Origin of the sequence: Phytoactinopolyspora alkaliphila, from assembly GCF_010550695.1 — a bacterium.
GTDB lineage: Bacteria > Actinomycetota > Actinomycetes > Jiangellales > Jiangellaceae > Phytoactinopolyspora > Phytoactinopolyspora alkaliphila.
Genome location: NZ_JAAGOB010000002.1, coordinates 180958 through 196089, shown reverse-complemented (window position 1 = coordinate 196089; position 15132 = coordinate 180958). Strand labels below are relative to the sequence as shown.

General features: G+C 66.0%; 17 protein-coding genes. All 17 read left to right on the top strand.

The genetic code is table 11. The features are described 5' to 3' along the window. The 17 genes from G1H11_RS03925 to rplN all read left to right on the top strand — a co-directional run bounded on the left by G1H11_RS03925 (position 1) and on the right by rplN (position 15130). On the top strand, positions 1 to 3912 hold the full coding sequence (locus G1H11_RS03925; RefSeq protein WP_163816285.1) for a DNA-directed RNA polymerase subunit beta': 3912 nt from the start codon (positions 1 to 3) through the stop codon (positions 3910 to 3912). Positions 3913 to 4247: 335 nt separating this feature from the next. Then, a complete protein-coding gene (gene rpsL / locus G1H11_RS03920) occupies positions 4248 to 4622 on the top strand; it encodes a 30S ribosomal protein S12 (protein WP_162450302.1) in 375 nt (124 codons plus the stop codon). Further along, positions 4622 to 5092: a 30S ribosomal protein S7 gene (gene rpsG, locus G1H11_RS03915; RefSeq protein ID WP_163816283.1), complete on the top strand. Its 471-nt coding sequence runs from the start codon at positions 4622 to 4624 to the stop codon at positions 5090 to 5092. Before rpsL ends, rpsG begins: the two co-directional genes overlap by 1 nt. A gap of 38 nt (positions 5093 to 5130) precedes the next feature. Next, complete coding sequence (gene fusA / locus G1H11_RS03910; protein WP_163816281.1) at positions 5131 to 7236, top strand: elongation factor G; 2106 nt, start codon at positions 5131 to 5133, stop codon at positions 7234 to 7236. Between the two features lie 118 nt (positions 7237 to 7354). Then, positions 7355 to 8554: an elongation factor Tu gene (tuf, locus tag G1H11_RS03905; protein ID WP_163816279.1), complete on the top strand. Its 1200-nt coding sequence runs from the start codon at positions 7355 to 7357 to the stop codon at positions 8552 to 8554. Positions 8555 to 9123: 569 nt separating this feature from the next. Continuing rightward, positions 9124 to 9432 carry a 30S ribosomal protein S10 gene (gene rpsJ / locus G1H11_RS03900; RefSeq protein WP_026877498.1) on the top strand — a complete coding sequence of 103 codons (309 nt, stop codon included), beginning with the start codon at positions 9124 to 9126 and terminating at the stop codon, positions 9430 to 9432. Positions 9433 to 9445: 13 nt separating this feature from the next. Then, entirely contained in the window at positions 9446 to 10120 is a 675-nt protein-coding gene (gene rplC, locus G1H11_RS03895) for a 50S ribosomal protein L3 (RefSeq protein ID WP_163816277.1), read from the top strand. Further along, on the top strand, positions 10117 to 10797 hold the full coding sequence (rplD, locus tag G1H11_RS03890; protein ID WP_163816275.1) for a 50S ribosomal protein L4: 681 nt from the start codon (positions 10117 to 10119) through the stop codon (positions 10795 to 10797). The genes rplC and rplD overlap by 4 nt, the downstream gene beginning before the upstream one ends. Next, positions 10794 to 11099 carry a 50S ribosomal protein L23 gene (gene rplW / locus G1H11_RS03885; protein ID WP_163816273.1) on the top strand — a complete coding sequence of 102 codons (306 nt, stop codon included), beginning with the start codon at positions 10794 to 10796 and terminating at the stop codon, positions 11097 to 11099. Before rplD ends, rplW begins: the two co-directional genes overlap by 4 nt. Before the next feature lie 35 nt (positions 11100 to 11134). Then, the gene (rplB, locus tag G1H11_RS03880) at positions 11135 to 11971 is read left to right on the top strand and encodes a 50S ribosomal protein L2 (protein ID WP_163816271.1); all 837 of its coding nucleotides are present in this window, start codon (positions 11135 to 11137) and stop codon (positions 11969 to 11971) included. Between the two features lie 19 nt (positions 11972 to 11990). Beyond that, entirely contained in the window at positions 11991 to 12272 is a 282-nt protein-coding gene (gene rpsS, locus G1H11_RS03875) for a 30S ribosomal protein S19 (protein ID WP_163816269.1), read from the top strand. A gap of 32 nt (positions 12273 to 12304) precedes the next feature. After that, positions 12305 to 12718, top strand: coding sequence for a 50S ribosomal protein L22 (rplV, locus tag G1H11_RS03870; protein ID WP_163816267.1), 414 nt, complete (start codon positions 12305 to 12307; stop codon positions 12716 to 12718). Further along, positions 12718 to 13617: a 30S ribosomal protein S3 gene (rpsC, locus tag G1H11_RS03865; protein ID WP_163816264.1), complete on the top strand. Its 900-nt coding sequence runs from the start codon at positions 12718 to 12720 to the stop codon at positions 13615 to 13617. Before rplV ends, rpsC begins: the two co-directional genes overlap by 1 nt. A gap of 4 nt (positions 13618 to 13621) precedes the next feature. Beyond that, positions 13622 to 14041, top strand: coding sequence for a 50S ribosomal protein L16 (gene rplP / locus G1H11_RS03860; protein ID WP_163816262.1), 420 nt, complete (start codon positions 13622 to 13624; stop codon positions 14039 to 14041). Next, positions 14041 to 14307, top strand: a complete 267-nt coding sequence (gene rpmC / locus G1H11_RS03855; protein ID WP_163816260.1) for a 50S ribosomal protein L29 — start codon at positions 14041 to 14043, stop codon at positions 14305 to 14307. Before rplP ends, rpmC begins: the two co-directional genes overlap by 1 nt. Continuing rightward, a complete protein-coding gene (gene rpsQ / locus G1H11_RS03850; protein WP_163816258.1) occupies positions 14304 to 14600 on the top strand; it encodes a 30S ribosomal protein S17 in 297 nt (98 codons plus the stop codon). Before rpmC ends, rpsQ begins: the two co-directional genes overlap by 4 nt. Positions 14601 to 14761: 161 nt before the next feature. Beyond that, positions 14762 to 15130 (top strand): 50S ribosomal protein L14, encoded by a 369-nt coding sequence (rplN, locus tag G1H11_RS03845; RefSeq protein ID WP_163816256.1) that lies wholly within the window; start codon positions 14762 to 14764, stop codon positions 15128 to 15130. The last annotated feature ends 2 nt before the right edge of the window (positions 15131 to 15132 follow it).

The window sequence follows — 15132 nt, the reverse complement described above, 5'->3', positions numbered from 1 at the left end:
GTGCTCGACGTCAACTTCTTCGACGAGCTACGCATTGGCCTCGCGACCGCGGACGACATCCGCGAGTGGTCGCACGGTGAGGTCAAGAAGCCGGAGACCATCAACTACCGCACCCTGAAGCCGGAGAAGGACGGACTCTTCTGCGAGAAGATCTTCGGTCCCACCCGGGACTGGGAGTGCTACTGCGGCAAGTACAAGCGGGTGCGCTTCAAGGGCATCATCTGCGAGCGCTGCGGTGTGGAGGTCACCCGTGCCAAGGTGCGACGGGAGCGGATGGGCCACATCGAGCTCGCCGCGCCGGTCACCCACATCTGGTACTTCAAGGGTGTTCCGTCCCGCCTCGGCTACTTGCTGGACCTCGCCCCGAAGGACCTGGAGAAGGTCATCTACTTCGCGGCCTACATGATCACCTCGGTCGACGAGGACGCGCGTCACCGCGACCTCTCGTCGCTGGAGGGGCAGATCGACGTCGAGCGCAAGCAGATCGAGCAGCGCCGCGACGCCGACATCGAGACCCGGGCGAAGAAGCTCGAGGCCGATCTCGCCGAGCTCGAGGCCGAGGGCGCCAAGGGTGACGTGCGCCGTAAGGTCAAGGAGTCGGCTGAGCGTGAGATGAGCCAGCTGCGCAAGCGGGCCGACGCCGAGATCGATCGGCTGAACGCGGTATGGGAGCGGTTCCGTTCCCTCAAGGTCCAGGACCTCGAGGGCGACGAGATGCTCTACCGTGAGATGCGCGACCGGTTCGGCGCGTACTTCAGCGGTGGCATGGGCGCGCAGGCGATCAAGGAGCGCCTCGACAGCTTCGATCTCGAGGCCGAGGCGGAGAAGCTGCGCGAGATCATCCGCAGCGGCAAGGGCCAGAAGAAGACCCGGGCGCTCAAGCGCCTCAAGGTCGTCTCGCCGTTCCTCACCACGCGCAACGATCCGCGCGGGATGGTGCTCGACGCCGTTCCGGTGATGCCGCCGGACCTTCGCCCGATGGTGCAGCTGGACGGCGGGCGGTTCGCGACGAGCGACCTGAACGACCTCTACCGCCGGGTGATCAACCGGAACAACCGGCTCAAGCGGCTGCTTGACCTGGGCGCGCCGGAGATCATCGTCAACAACGAGAAGCGGATGCTCCAGGAGTCCGTCGACGCGCTGTTCGACAACGGCCGGCGCGGCCGGCCGGTCACCGGTCCAGGCAACCGCCCGTTGAAGTCGATCTCCGACATGCTCAAGGGCAAGCAGGGCCGGTTCCGCCAGAACCTTCTGGGTAAGCGTGTCGACTACTCCGGCCGTTCGGTGATCGTCGTCGGTCCGCAGCTCAAGCTGCACCAGTGCGGTCTGCCGAAGGGCATGGCGATCGAGCTGTTCAAGCCGTTCGTCATGAAGCGTCTGGTCGACCTGTCGCACGCGCAGAACATCAAGAGCGCCAAGCGGATGGTCGAGCGGGCCCGGCCCGTGGTCTGGGATGTCCTCGAAGAGGTCATCGCCGAGCACCCGGTGATGCTCAACCGTGCGCCGACTCTGCACCGGCTGGGCATCCAGGCCTTCGAGCCTCAGCTCATCGAGGGCAAGGCGATCCAGATCCACCCGCTGGTCTGCACCGCGTTCAACGCGGACTTCGACGGCGACCAGATGGCCGTCCACCTTCCGCTCTCGGCCGAGGCGCAGGCCGAAGCCCGGGTGCTGATGCTGTCCAGCAACAACATCCTCAAGCCCGCCGACGGCCGTCCGGTCACCATGCCCACTCAGGACATGGTGCTGGGCATCCACTTCCTGACCAGCTACACGGAAGGTCTGCAGGGCGAGGGGCGGGCCTTCTCGTCCATCGCCGAGGCGATCAGCGCGTTCGACAAGGGCGAGCTGGCCATGCAGGCACAGATCGCGGTTCGGGTCACCGATGCCATCCCGCCTCGGGGCTGGCAGCCGCCGGAGGACTGGGAGCCCGGCCAGCCGCTGACGCTCACCACCACGCTGGGCCGCGCCCTGTTCAACGAGACGCTGCCGCCGGACTACCCGTACGTGGACTCTGAAGTCGACAAGGGCAGGCTGGGCGACATCGTCAACGACCTGGCGGAGCGCTACCAGAAGACCGTCGTGGGTACCACCCTGGACGCCCTGAAGGACCTGGGCTTCTACTGGGCGACCCGCTCCGGAGTCACGGTCTCGGTGGAGGACGTCGTCGCGCCGCCCGCCAAGCAGCAGATCCTCGAGGAGTTCGAGGCGAAGGCCGCGAAGGTGGAGCGCAACTTCAACCGTGGTGTGATCTCCGACGGTGAGCGCCGCGAGGAGCTCATCGACATCTGGACCGACGCGACCAACAAGGTCGACGAAGCCATGCGCGAGGCGTTCACGCCGGACAATTCGATCCACCGCATGGTCCACTCCGGTGCGCGTGGTAACTGGATGCAGATCCGGCAGCTCGCCGGTATGCGTGGTCTGGTGGCGAACCCCAAGGGCGAGACCATCCCGCGTCCGATCAAGGCGAGCTTCCGCGAGGGCCTGTCGGTGCTGGAGTTCTTCATCTCCACCCACGGCGCCCGTAAGGGTCTGGCCGACACCGCGCTTCGTACGGCCGACTCGGGTTACCTGACTCGTCGTCTGGTCGACGTCTCGCAGGACGTCATCATCCGCGAGGTGGACTGCGGGACCGAGCGCGGCCTCGTGCTGCCGATTGCCACTCGCGACGCCAATGGCACCCTCGTGGTGGAGGATCTGGTCGAGACCTCGGTCTACGCCCGGTCGCTCGCCGAGGACGTCACCGGCTCCGACGGCACCACCGCTGCGTCGGCCGGCGATGACCTGGGTGACGTCGAGATCCGGCGCCTGGTGGAAGCCGGAGTCGAGCAGGTCCGGGTGCGCAGCGTTCTGACCTGTGAGAGCAAGACCGGCGTGTGCGCCATGTGCTACGGGCGTTCGCTGGCGTCGGGCAAGCTCGTCGACGTCGGAGAAGCGGTCGGGATCATCGCGGCACAGTCCATCGGTGAGCCGGGAACCCAGCTGACGATGCGTACCTTCCACACCGGTGGTGTTGCCGGTGAGGACATCACGCACGGTTTGCCGCGTGTGGTCGAGTTGTTCGAGGCGCGGGCACCCAAGGGCAAGGCGCCCATCGCCGAGCTCGCGGGTCGCGCCCGGATCGAAGAGGACGGCAAGGGCGCTCGCGTCGTCGTCGTTCCCGACGACGGCAGCGAGGAGCAGTCGTTCCCGCTGAGCCGCCGCGTGTTCGACTGGACGAACCGGTACGCGCCGGGCCTCGCCCAGTGGCGTGTCCAGGAGGGCGACCACGTCGAGGTCGGGCAGCTGCTGCACTCGGGTACCGCGGATCCGCACGACGTGCTGCGGGTCCAGGGCCAGCGGGCGGTCCAGGTCTTCCTGACCGACCAGGTCCAGGAGGTCTACCGTTCCCAGGGCGTGTCCATCCACGACAAGCACATCGAGATCATCGTGCGGCAGATGCTGCGCCGGATCACGGTGCTGGAGAGTGGCGACACCAACCTGCTGCCGGGTGAGCTCGTGGAGCGGTCCCGGTTCGAGGAGGAGAACCGCAGGGTGGTGGCCGAGAGCGGTCAGCCGGCCTCCGGGCGTCCGCAGCTGATGGGTATCACGAAGGCGTCGCTCGCGACCGACTCGTGGCTGTCGGCGGCGTCGTTCCAGGAGACCACCCGTGTTCTCACTGAGGCCGCGATCAATGCCAAGTCTGATCCGCTGATCGGTCTGAAGGAGAACGTCATCCTCGGTAAGCTCATCCCGGCCGGTACCGGATTGCCCAGGTATCGCAACATCCGGGTGGAGCCGACCGAGGAAGCCAAGGCCGCCATGTACTCGATGGTCGACTACGGCGCGGACTACTCCGATTACGAGTTCGGGCAGGGGTCGGGCGAAGCCGTCCGTCTCGAGGACTACGACTTCGGTTCGTTCAGCTGACCGTCGTCGTGCCCAAGACTCTCTGGTATGGTCAAAGCGAAGGCGCTCCACGCGCCTTCGCTTTGACCTAGGGCTGCCCGAGCGGGTAGTCTCTTTCTTCGTGCCTGGAGTTCTTCTAGGCCATCCTGCTTGCCCAGAGCGGGCGGGGTTGAAGTAACCAACCACGCTGATCGGCTCGGCCGAGCGGTGCGGAGCCGGACCGGGCGACACGCCCGACCGCGGGGGTGGCAACGACCTCCGTGTTCTCGGACACGCGTCGTGAGGCCGCCAGTCAGATCCAATAGCCGACAACACCGGGGAAGCCCGGTGCGACGTACGAGGATGACGGAGACGTAGTGCCCACGATCCAGCAGCTGGTCCGTAAGGGCCGCCAGGACAAGGTCGCCAAGAAGAAGACGCCTGCCCTCAAAGGCAGCCCGCAGCGGCGCGGCGTGTGCACCCGCGTCTACACGACCACACCGAAGAAGCCGAACTCGGCTCTTCGCAAGGTCGCCCGTGTGAAGCTGACCAGCCAGATCGAGGTCACGGCCTACATCCCGGGTGTGGGACACAACCTGCAGGAGCACTCGATGGTGCTCGTGCGCGGCGGTCGTGTGAAGGACCTCCCGGGCGTTCGGTACAAGATCGTCCGTGGTTCGCTCGACACCCAGGGCGTGAAGAACCGTAAGCAAGCGCGCAGCCGGTACGGCGCGAAGAAGGAGAAGAGCTGATGCCGCGTAAGGGTCCCGCTCCGAAGCGGCCGCTGGTCGTCGATCCGGTCTACAGCTCCCCGCTGGTCACGCAGCTGGTGAACAAGGTGCTGGTCGATGGAAAGAAGACGGTGGCCGAGCGTATCGTTCACGGAGCCCTCGAAGGCTGCCGTGAGAAGACCGGCACCGACCCCATCGTCACCCTCAAGCGGGCGCTCGACAACGTCAAGCCGACCCTGGAGGTGCGTAGCCGCCGGGTTGGTGGCGCCACGTACCAGGTACCGGTCGAGGTCCGTGCGGGCCGAAGCACCACGCTCGCGCTGCGCTGGCTGGTGAACTACTCCCGTGACCGTCGTGAGAAGACCATGACGGAGCGGTTGATGAACGAGATCCTCGACGCGTCCAACGGCCTGGGAGCCAGCGTGAAGCGTCGGGAAGACACCCACAAGATGGCCGAGTCGAACCGGGCCTTCGCGCACTACCGCTGGTAGCGGTATCACCCACGACGTAGGAAGACGCACCAGAGATTATGGCGACCGACCTTCGCAAGATCGATCTCGCCCAGGTCCGCAACATCGGGATCATGGCGCACATCGACGCGGGCAAGACCACTACAACCGAGCGCATCCTCTACTACACCGGTATCACCTACAAGATCGGTGAGGTCCACGACGGCGCGGCCACGATGGACTGGATGGAGCAGGAGCAGGAGCGCGGCATCACCATCACCTCCGCCGCGACCACCTGCGAGTGGGACGGCCACACCATCAACATCATCGACACGCCCGGCCACGTCGACTTCACCGTCGAGGTGGAGCGCAACCTGCGCGTGCTGGACGGCGCCGTCGCGGTCTTCGACGGGGTCGCCGGTGTGGAGCCGCAATCCGAAACCGTGTGGCACCAGGCGAACAAGTACGGCGTGCCGCGAATCTGCTTCGTCAATAAGCTCGACCGCACCGGAGCCGAGTTCCACCGCTGCGTCGACATGATCGTTTCGCGACTCAAGGCGACACCGCTGGTGCTCCAGCTGCCCATCGGTGCCGAGGCGGACTTCCGCGGTCTGGTGGACCTCGTGGGCATGAAGGCGCTGGTCTGGTCGGCCGAGACGCCGCTGGGCGAGATGTATGAGACCGTCGACATTCCCGACACTCACGTCGAGGCGGCCGCCGAGTACCGCGACAAGCTGCTCGAGACCATCGCCGAGAACGACGACGCCATGATGGAGCTGTACCTCGAGGGCAAGGAGCCCTCCGAGGAGGAGCTCATCGCGGCCATCCGCCGGGCCACGATCGCCAGCGCGATCACTCCGGTGCTGTGCGGCTCGGCGTTCAAGAACAAGGGCGTCCAGCCGATGCTGGACGCCGTCGTCCGGTACCTGCCGTCGCCGCTCGAGGCTGGAGCCATCGAAGGCCACGCGGCGGACAACGAGGACGAGGTCATCACCCGCGAGGCGGACGAGGACGCTCCGCTGGCGTCGCTGGCATTCAAGATCATGTCTGACCCGCACCTCGGCAAGCTGACCTTCATCCGGGTGTACTCGGGTACGGTCACCGCCGGCACCCAGGTGCTGAACAGCACCAAGGGTCACCGGGAGCGCATCGGCAAGATCTATCGGATGCACGCGAACAAGCGTGAAGAGATCGAGAAGGCCAGTGCCGGGCAGATCGTCGCGGTGATGGGGTTGAAGAACACCACCACCGGGGACACGCTGTCCGACTCCGGCAAGCCCGTCATCCTCGAGTCGATGAAGTTCCCGGCTCCGGTCATCCACGTCGCCGTCGAGCCTAAGACCAAGGGTGACCAGGACAAGCTGTCCACGGCCATCCAGCGTCTGGCCGAAGAGGACCCGACATTCCAGGTCCGTACCGACGAGGAGACTGGCCAGACCATCATCTCGGGTATGGGCGAGCTTCACCTCGAGGTCCTGGTGGACCGGATGAAGCGCGAGTTCAAGGTCGAGGCGAACGTCGGTAAGCCCCAGGTCGCCTACCGCGAGACCATCCGCCGGAAGGTCGAAAAGGTCGAGTACACCCACAAGAAGCAGACCGGTGGATCCGGTCAGTTCGGCCGGGTGATCATCGACATCGAGCCGACCGGTGGGGAAGGCGACGGGGGCTACGAGTTCGTCAACAACGTCACCGGTGGCCGCATCCCCAGGGAGTACATTCCCGCGGTGGACGAGGGCTGCCAGGAGGCGATGGAGTTCGGTGTCGTCGCCGGCTACCCGCTGGTGGACGTCAAGGTCACACTCCAGGACGGTGCCTACCACGACGTCGACTCCTCGGAGCTGGCGTTCAAGATCGCCGGTTCGATGGCATTCAAGGACGCCGCACGCCGTGCGGATCCGGTGCTCCTCGAGCCGATGTTCTCGGTCGAGGTGTCGACGCCCGATGAGTACATGGGTGACGTCATCGGCGACCTCAACTCCCGCCGTGGTCAGATTCAAGCCATGGAGGAGCGTGCTGGCCAGCGCGTCGTCGAGGCGCTGGTCCCGCTGTCGGAGATGTTCGGCTATGTCGGTGACCTCCGCAGCAAGACCCAGGGTCGGGCGAACTACTCGATGCAGTTCGACTCCTACGCCGAGGTTCCGCGGAATGTGGCGGAGGAGATCATCAAGAAAGTCCGGGGAGAGTAACCACACATCCAGGTAATCTCGCCCCGGGTGGAGCCACCCGGCCCCCGACAAGTAAGACGGCCGAGCATGAACCGGCTATACGACAACCTTCGAGTCCTAGATACGGAGAGGACCTAAAGTGGCTAAGGCGAAGTTCGAGCGGACGAAGCCGCACGTCAACATCGGTACGATCGGTCACGTCGACCACGGCAAGACCACCCTCACGGCGGCCATCACCAAGGTGCTGCACGACAAGTACCCGGACCTGAACGATGCTTCGGCCTTCGAAGACATCGACAAGGCCCCCGAGGAGAAGCAGCGCGGTATCACCATCAACATCGCGCACGTCGAGTACCAGACAGACAAGCGCCACTACGCGCACGTCGATGCTCCCGGTCACGCCGACTACATCAAGAACATGATCACCGGCGCGGCGCAGATGGACGGCGCGATCCTGGTGGTCGCGGCTACCGACGGCCCGATGCCCCAGACCAAGGAGCACGTGCTCCTGGCCCGCCAGGTAGGCGTGCCTTACATCCTGGTGGCTCTCAACAAGGCCGACATGGTCGACGACGAGGAGATCCTCGAGCTCGTCGAGCTTGAGGTCCGCGAGCTGCTCACCGAGTACGAGTTCCCGGGCGACGACGTCCCGGTCATCAAGGTCTCCGCGCTGAAGGCGCTGGAGGGCGACCCCGAGTGGGTCAAGACCGTCGAAGAGCTCATGGACGCGGTGGACGAGAACGTGCCGGACCCGGTGCGTGACTCGGACAAGCCGTTCCTGATGCCGATCGAGGACGTCTTCACCATCACCGGACGTGGCACCGTCGTCACCGGCCGTGTCGAGCGCGGCATGCTGAAGGTGAACGAGGAGGTCGAGCTGGTCGGTATCCGTCCGGGTCTGGCCCAGAAGACCACCGTCACCGGTGTGGAGATGTTCCGCAAGCTGCTCGACGAGGCTCGTGCGGGTGAGAACGTCGGACTCCTTCTGCGTGGTACCAAGAAGGAAGACGTCGAGCGCGGCATGGTCGTCGTGAAGCCCGGCACCACCACGCCGCACACGGAGTTCGAGGCGACGGTCTACATCCTGTCCAAGGACGAGGGTGGGCGGCACACGCCGTTCTTCAACAACTACCGTCCGCAGTTCTACTTCCGTACCACGGACGTGACCGGTGTGGTCACGCTCCCCGACGGCCCGGACGCCATGGTCATGCCCGGTGACGACACCACCATGAAGGTGGAACTGATCCAGCCGGTCGCCATGGAGGAGCAGCTCAAGTTCGCCATCCGCGAGGGTGGGCGTACGGTCGGCGCGGGTCACGTCACCAAGATCATCAAGTAGTTTGGCGGTTGCGGCGGTCGACAATGTGGTTGCGGCGCGCTGGGGCGGGGTCGGAAGGTCCCGTCCCCGCCCGCGGCTCGTACCTCGCCGATGCCCGTCCGAACCCTGGACGGGACCTTCCGGCCCCGCCCCTGTGGTGCGGTTTGGTCTTCGGTGTCGTCGGCGCAACCAACGGACAACGTGAAGATCGCGGGGCCGATCGTGGCCAGCGTGACTGCGCGACGCCCGCCCCGCAATGGTCGGTGACCGGCGCGATTGCCGGTGCTGATCACTGGATTGGCCAAAGGCCACTATTCTTTGGCATACTGTTCAGGTTGCTCGGATGAGGTTGCCGTGGTGCGCTGCCCGGAAGTTGTTCCGGCCAGGCGCAGCCGAAGCGGAGGCTTCGTAGTCAGTGGCCTCGCCCATGCCGTGGGTGTGGGCCCTGCTGAACTCCCCGATGAGAAGTGAATCGCGAACCGTGGGTGCAATGTGCCTGCAGACCGCGACACGCCCGACCGCGGGGGTCGGTCGAGCAACAGTCAGTATTCGGTTCGTAAGCGGTACGAAGAAAAGGACGATAAGCAGCCATGGCGGGACAGAAGATCCGCATCCGGCTCAAGGCCTACGACCACGAGGTCATCGACACGTCGGCACGGAAGATCGTCGACACGGTGACTCGTACTGGTGCGCAGGTCGCGGGCCCGGTGCCGCTGCCGACCGAGAAGAACGTGTACTGCGTCATCCGCTCGCCGCACAAGTACAAGGACAGTCGCGAGCACTTCGAGATGCGCACACACAAGCGGCTCATTGACATTATCGACCCCACGCCGAAGACCGTCGATTCGCTGATGCGTCTCGACCTCCCGGCCGGTGTCGACATCGAGATCAAGCTCTGAGGGTCCGAGGGCGATGACTATCGACGTAACCCAGTCCGCCAGCCGCGTCGTTTCCGGCCTGCTCGGCGAGAAGATCGGCATGACACAAGTGTGGGACGAGCAGCAGCGCATCGTTCCGGTCACGGTCGTCAAGGCGGGACCATGCGTAGTGACGCAGGTCCGTACGCCGGCCACCGATGGCTACGACGCTGTTCAGATCGCCTACGGCGCTCCGAACCCACGCAAGGTCACCAAGCCCGCCAAGGGCCACTTCGACAAGGCCGGCGTGACGCCGCGCCGCCATGTGGTGGAGATCCGTACCGCTGACGCGTCGGAGTACACCACGGGCCAGGAGCTCACCGCTGAGGTGTTCGAGGCGGGCCAAGAGGTCGACGTGACCGGCACGAGCAAAGGCAAGGGGACAGCCGGCGTGATGAAGCGCCACGGCTTCCACGGCCTGCGCGCGTCGCACGGTGTGCAGCGTAAGCACCGCTCGCCTGGCTCCATCGGCGGCTGCGCCACCCCTGGACGAGTGTTCAAGGGAATGAAGATGGCCGGCCGGATGGGCAACGAGCGGGTGACCGCGCAGAACATCACCGTCCACGCCGTCGACGCGGAGAACGGCCTGCTGCTGCTGAAGGGCGCCGTGCCAGGCCCCAACGGCGGCCTGGTGCTGGTCCGCACAGCTGCGAAGGGGGCGGCGAAATGACAACCGTGTCCGTTCATGATCCGAAGGGCGCTGCCGCGGGCAGCGTCGAGCTCCCCGCGGAGATCTTCGACGTACAGGTCAACGTGCCGCTGATTCACCAGGTCGTGGTGGCTCAGCTGGCCGCGGCCAGGCAGGGCACCCACTCCGTCAAGAGCCGCGGCGAGGTCCGCGGCGGCGGTGCGAAGCCTTACCGGCAGAAGGGCACCGGCCGGGCCCGTCAGGGCTCCATCCGTGCTCCCCAGTTCGCTGGTGGCGGCGTCGTTCACGGCCCGCAGCCGCGAGACTACTCGCAGCGGACGCCGAAGAAGATGAAGGCCGCCGCGCTGCGTGGCGCACTGTCCGATCGTGCCCGCCACGAGCGTGTGCGCGTCGTGACGTCCTTCGTGGACGGCGAGACGCCATCCACGAAGGCCGCGCTGGCCACGCTCAAGTCGGTGACCGAGCGCCGCAACGTGCTGGTCGTCGTGGAGCGTGGTGACGAGCTCACCACGAAGAGCCTTCGCAACGTCGACGGCGTGCACCTGCTCGTCGCAGACCAACTCAACACCTATGACGTGCTCTGCGCTGATGAGCTCGTCTTCACCAAGGCGGCGCTCGACGCGTTTCTCGCCAGCCGGCAGAAGATCGCGGCGAACGGAGCCTCGGAAGACGCGGCTGAGACGGAGGAGGCCAAATGAACGGCGTTCGCAAGGATCCACGCGACATTCTCCTCAAGCCCGTCGTCTCCGAGAAGAGCTACGGCCTGCTTGACGAGAACAAGTACACCTTCCTGGTCGATCCCGGCGCGAACAAGACCGAGATCAAGATCGCGGTCGAAAAGGTGTTCAACGTCAAAGTCCTTCGCGTCAACACGGCCAACCGCGCCGGCAAGCGTCGTCGGACGCGTTTCGGCGTGGGTAAGCGGCCGGACACCAAGCGCGCGATCGTGACGGTCGCCGACGGTCAGCGAATCGACATCTTCTCCGGCCCGGTCTCGTAGAGACAGGCACGGGATACGAGTTATCGAGGTCTGGAATGGGAATCCGTAAGTACAAGCCGACGACGCCGGGCCGGCGTGGCTCCAGCGTCGCCGACTTCGCCGAGATCACCCGGGCCGAGCCGGAGAAGTCGCTGGTTCGGCCGCTGCCGAAGAAGGGCGGACGGAACAGCTCCGGCCGCATCACCACCCGTCACCAGGGTGGCGGGCACAAGCGGCAGTACCGAGTGATCGACTTCCGGCGCGCTGACAAAGACGGCGTGCCCGCCAAGGTCGCTCACATCGAGTACGACCCGAACCGCACGTCGCGCATCGCGTTGCTGCACTACGCGGACGGCGAGAAGAGGTACATCCTCGCGCCGAGCCGCATGGCCCAGGGACGCACGGTGGAGTCGGGGCCGAAGGCAGACATCCAGCCCGGCAACAACCTGCCTCTGCGCAACATTCCGGTGGGTACGGTCGTGCACGCGATCGAGCTGCGTCCTGGCGGCGGTGCGAAGATCGCCCGCTCCGCCGGCTCCAGCGTCCAGCTGGTAGCGAAGGAAGGCACCTGGGCGCAGCTGCGCATGCCGTCCGGCGAGATCCGGAACGTCGACGTGCGCTGTCGCGCCACCGTCGGCGAGGTCGGCAACGCCGAGCAGTCCAACATCAACTGGGGTAAGGCCGGCCGGATGCGGTGGAAGGGCAAGCGCCCGACTGTCCGTGGTGTGGTCATGAACCCGGTGGACCACCCGCACGGTGGTGGTGAGGGCAAGACGTCCGGTGGCCGTCACCCGGTGAACCCGAAGGGTAAGCCGGAAGGCCGCACGCGTCGCAAGAACAAGCCGAGTGACCGTCAGATCGTCCGCCGCCGCAAGACCGGTAAGAAGCGCTGAGTCGGGGAGTTACGAAGAGATGCCACGAAGTCTGAAGAAGGGCCCCTTCGTCGACGAGCACTTGGCCAAGAAGGTCGAGGTGCAGAACGACCAGGGCACGAAGAACGTGATCAAGACATGGTCGCGCCGGTCGATGATCGTGCCGGACATGATCGGGCACACGATCGCGGTGCACGACGGCCGCAAGCACGTCCCGGTGTTCATCACCGAGTCGATGGTGGGCCACAAGCTCGGCGAGTTCGCTCCTACGCGGACCTTCCGGGGCCACGAGAAGGACGATCGCCGCGCCCGCCGCCGGTGATGGTCGACCACGCAGAACATTAGGAGTCAACGATGGAAGCAGCCAGGGCTCAGGCGCGGTTCGTCCGCGTGACGCCCATGAAGGCGCGCCGCGTGGTGGACCTCATCCGTGGCCTGGACGTCGACGAGGCGTCCGCCCTTCTGCGGTTCACGCCGATCGCCGCCGCCGAACCGGTGCTCAAGGTACTGGAGAGCGCCGTGGCGAACGCATACGACCAGACCGGGGCGCAGCGGGACTCGCTCGTCGTCGGATCGGCGTATGTGAACGAAGGACCGACGATGAAGCGATTCCGGCCGGGCGGTAAGGGCCGTGCGTTCCGGATCAAGAAGCGCACATGCCACATCACCGTCACCGTGGACGACAAGCGGACGGCCGGCGCCAGCAATGATGCGGCCTCGGCGGAGAAGCGAGCCTCTGCCGGTGCCTCGAAGGGAGGGGCCCGCTAGTGGGTCAGAAGATCAACCCGCACGGGTTTCGGCTCGGCATCTCCACCGATCACAAGAGCCGGTGGTTCGCCGACAGCACCAACAAGGGCCAGCGTTACCGCGACTACGTCGCCGAGGACGTCGCCATCCGCAAACTGATGACCACCGGCATGGAGCGCGCCGGCATCTCCAGCGTGGAGATTGAGCGCACGCGTGACCGCGTTCGGGTCGACATCCACACCGCCCGGCCGGGCATCGTGATCGGCCGCCGTGGCGTGGAAGCCGATCGGCTCCGCTCCGAGCTGGAGAAGCTGACCGGCAAGCAGGTTCAGATGAACGTGCTCGAGGTCAAGCAGCCCGAGGTCGACGCGCAACTCGTCGCCCAAGGGGTGGCCGAGCAGCTGTCCGCCCGAGTGGCGTTCCGTCGTGCGATGCGTAAGGCGATCCAGACCACCATGCGCGCCGGCGCCAAGGGCGTACGGATCCAGTGCTCCGGTCGGCTCGGCGGCGCGGAGATGAGCCGTTCGGAGTTCTACCGTGAGGGCCGGGTGCCGCTGCACACGCTGCGCGCGGACGTCGACTACGGCTTCTACGAGGCGCGTACCACCTTCGGCCGGATCGGCGTGAAGGTGTGGATCTACAAGGGTGACGTCAGCGGATCGCGCGCCGAGCGCGCCGCGGAGCAGGCTGCCGCGGCCCGTGCCCAGCAGCGTGAGCGTCGTCGCCCCGAGCGTCGTCGTCCCACGCGTGGACGCGGCGGCCAGCAGGGTTCGGCCCCGGCCGAGACCGAGTCCGCGGTGGAGACCCCTGCGGTCGAGACGCCGGCCAGCGAGAGCCCCGTTGTGGAGACTCCCGCGGTCGAGTCGCTGGCCGTCGAGGCGCCGGCCACCTCGGAGACGACGAACGAGCAGGAGGTGTGAGGTCATGCTGATTCCCCGCAGGGTCAAGCACCGCAAGCAGCACCACCCGAAGCGGCGTGGCGTGGCCAAGGGCGGTACCAGCCTGGCTTTCGGCGAGTACGGCATCCAGGCGGTGGAAGGCCACTACGTGACCAACCGCCAGATCGAGGCAGCACGTATCGCCATCACCCGGCACATCCGGCGTGGCGGCAAGGTCTGGATCAACATCTATCCGGACCGGCCGCTGACCAAGAAGCCGGCCGAGACCCGTATGGGTTCCGGCAAGGGTTCGCCGGAGTGGTGGGTGGCCAACGTCAAGCCGGGCCGGGTCATGTTCGAACTGTCCTACCCGAACGACACGGTGGCGCGTGAGGCCTTGACCCGCGCGATCCACAAGCTGCCGATGAAGGCCAAGATCGTGACACGCGAGACAGGTGATCTGTGATGGCCATCGGATCGAAGAACCTCGACGCCGAGTCGCTGCGTGAGAAGTCGGACGCGGACCTGGTGGAAGAGCTGGGCAAGGCCAAGGAATCGCTGTTCAACCTGCGGTTCCAGGCAGCCACGGGCCAGCTCGAGAGCCACGGCCGGCTGAAGGCCGTGCGGCGGGACATCGCCCGCATCTACACGATCATGCGCGAGCGCGAGCTCGGCATCATCCCGGTCGTCGCGTCGGCATCCGATGATGCGGCCAAGGGAGATGCGGCATGAGCCCCACGAGCAAGGACACCTCGGTGAGTGAGAAGAAGAACGAGACCCGTGGCTTCCGCAAGGTCCGTGAGGGCCTCGTGGTGAGCGACAAGATGCAGAAGACGGTCGTCGTGGCCGTCGAAGACCGGTACAAGCACGCGCTGTACGGCAAGGTCGTGCGGCGGACGAGCAGGCTCAAGGCTCACGACGAGCACAACGCCGGCCTGGGTGACCGGGTGCTCCTGATGGAGACCCGGCCGCTTTCGGCCACGAAGCGCTGGCGCGTCGTCGAGATCCTCGAGAAGGCCAAGTAAGAACTGTGCGGGTTCGGCCCCGCGACCCCAACACGTAGGGGCCGGGCCCGCCAAGCCATAGACAAGCCAGGGGGCAAAGCCCCAAGGTCCGTTCCGCCAGGCTCATCGGTGGGCGAGAGCCGAGTGATGAGAACCAGCGCGACAAACAGGAGCCTTTAGAGATGATTCAGCAGGAGTCGCGACTACGCGTCGCCGACAACACGGGTGCGAAGGAGCTTTTGTGCATCCGTGTGCTCGGCGGCTCGGGCCGGCGATATGCCGGCATCGGCGACGTCGTGGTGGCGACCGTGAAGGATGCCATCCCCGGCGGCGGCGTGAAGAAAGGTGACGTCGTCAAGGCCGTCATCGTCCGGACCGTGAAGGAGCGGCGTCGCCCGGACGGTTCGTATATCCGGTTCGACGAGAACGCGGCCGTCATCATCCGCGACGGCGGCGACCCGCGTGGCACGCGTATCTTCGGGCCGGTCGGCCGCGAGCTTCGGGAGAAGCGCTTCATGCGCATCATCTCTCTCGCTCCGGAGGTGCTGTAAAC

Excerpts from the sequence above, each read along its gene's own strand:
- rpsG (WP_163816283.1), top strand. The coding sequence starts at position 4,622 with ATGCCGCGTAAGGGTCCCGCTCCGAAGCGGCCGCTGGTCGTCGATCCG.
- fusA (WP_163816281.1), top strand. The coding sequence starts at position 5,131 with ATGGCGACCGACCTTCGCAAGATCGATCTCGCCCAGGTCCGCAACATC.
- rpsJ (WP_026877498.1), top strand. The coding sequence starts at position 9,124 with ATGGCGGGACAGAAGATCCGCATCCGGCTCAAGGCCTACGACCACGAG.
- rplC (WP_163816277.1), top strand. The coding sequence starts at position 9,446 with ATGACTATCGACGTAACCCAGTCCGCCAGCCGCGTCGTTTCCGGCCTG.
- rplD (WP_163816275.1), top strand. The coding sequence starts at position 10,117 with ATGACAACCGTGTCCGTTCATGATCCGAAGGGCGCTGCCGCGGGCAGC.
- rplW (WP_163816273.1), top strand. The coding sequence starts at position 10,794 with ATGAACGGCGTTCGCAAGGATCCACGCGACATTCTCCTCAAGCCCGTC.
- rplB (WP_163816271.1), top strand. The coding sequence starts at position 11,135 with ATGGGAATCCGTAAGTACAAGCCGACGACGCCGGGCCGGCGTGGCTCC.
- rpsS (WP_163816269.1), top strand. The coding sequence starts at position 11,991 with ATGCCACGAAGTCTGAAGAAGGGCCCCTTCGTCGACGAGCACTTGGCC.
- rplV (WP_163816267.1), top strand. The coding sequence starts at position 12,305 with ATGGAAGCAGCCAGGGCTCAGGCGCGGTTCGTCCGCGTGACGCCCATG.
- rplP (WP_163816262.1), top strand. The coding sequence starts at position 13,622 with ATGCTGATTCCCCGCAGGGTCAAGCACCGCAAGCAGCACCACCCGAAG.
- rpmC (WP_163816260.1), top strand. The coding sequence starts at position 14,041 with ATGGCCATCGGATCGAAGAACCTCGACGCCGAGTCGCTGCGTGAGAAG.
- rpsQ (WP_163816258.1), top strand. The coding sequence starts at position 14,304 with ATGAGCCCCACGAGCAAGGACACCTCGGTGAGTGAGAAGAAGAACGAG.
- rplN (WP_163816256.1), top strand. The coding sequence starts at position 14,762 with ATGATTCAGCAGGAGTCGCGACTACGCGTCGCCGACAACACGGGTGCG.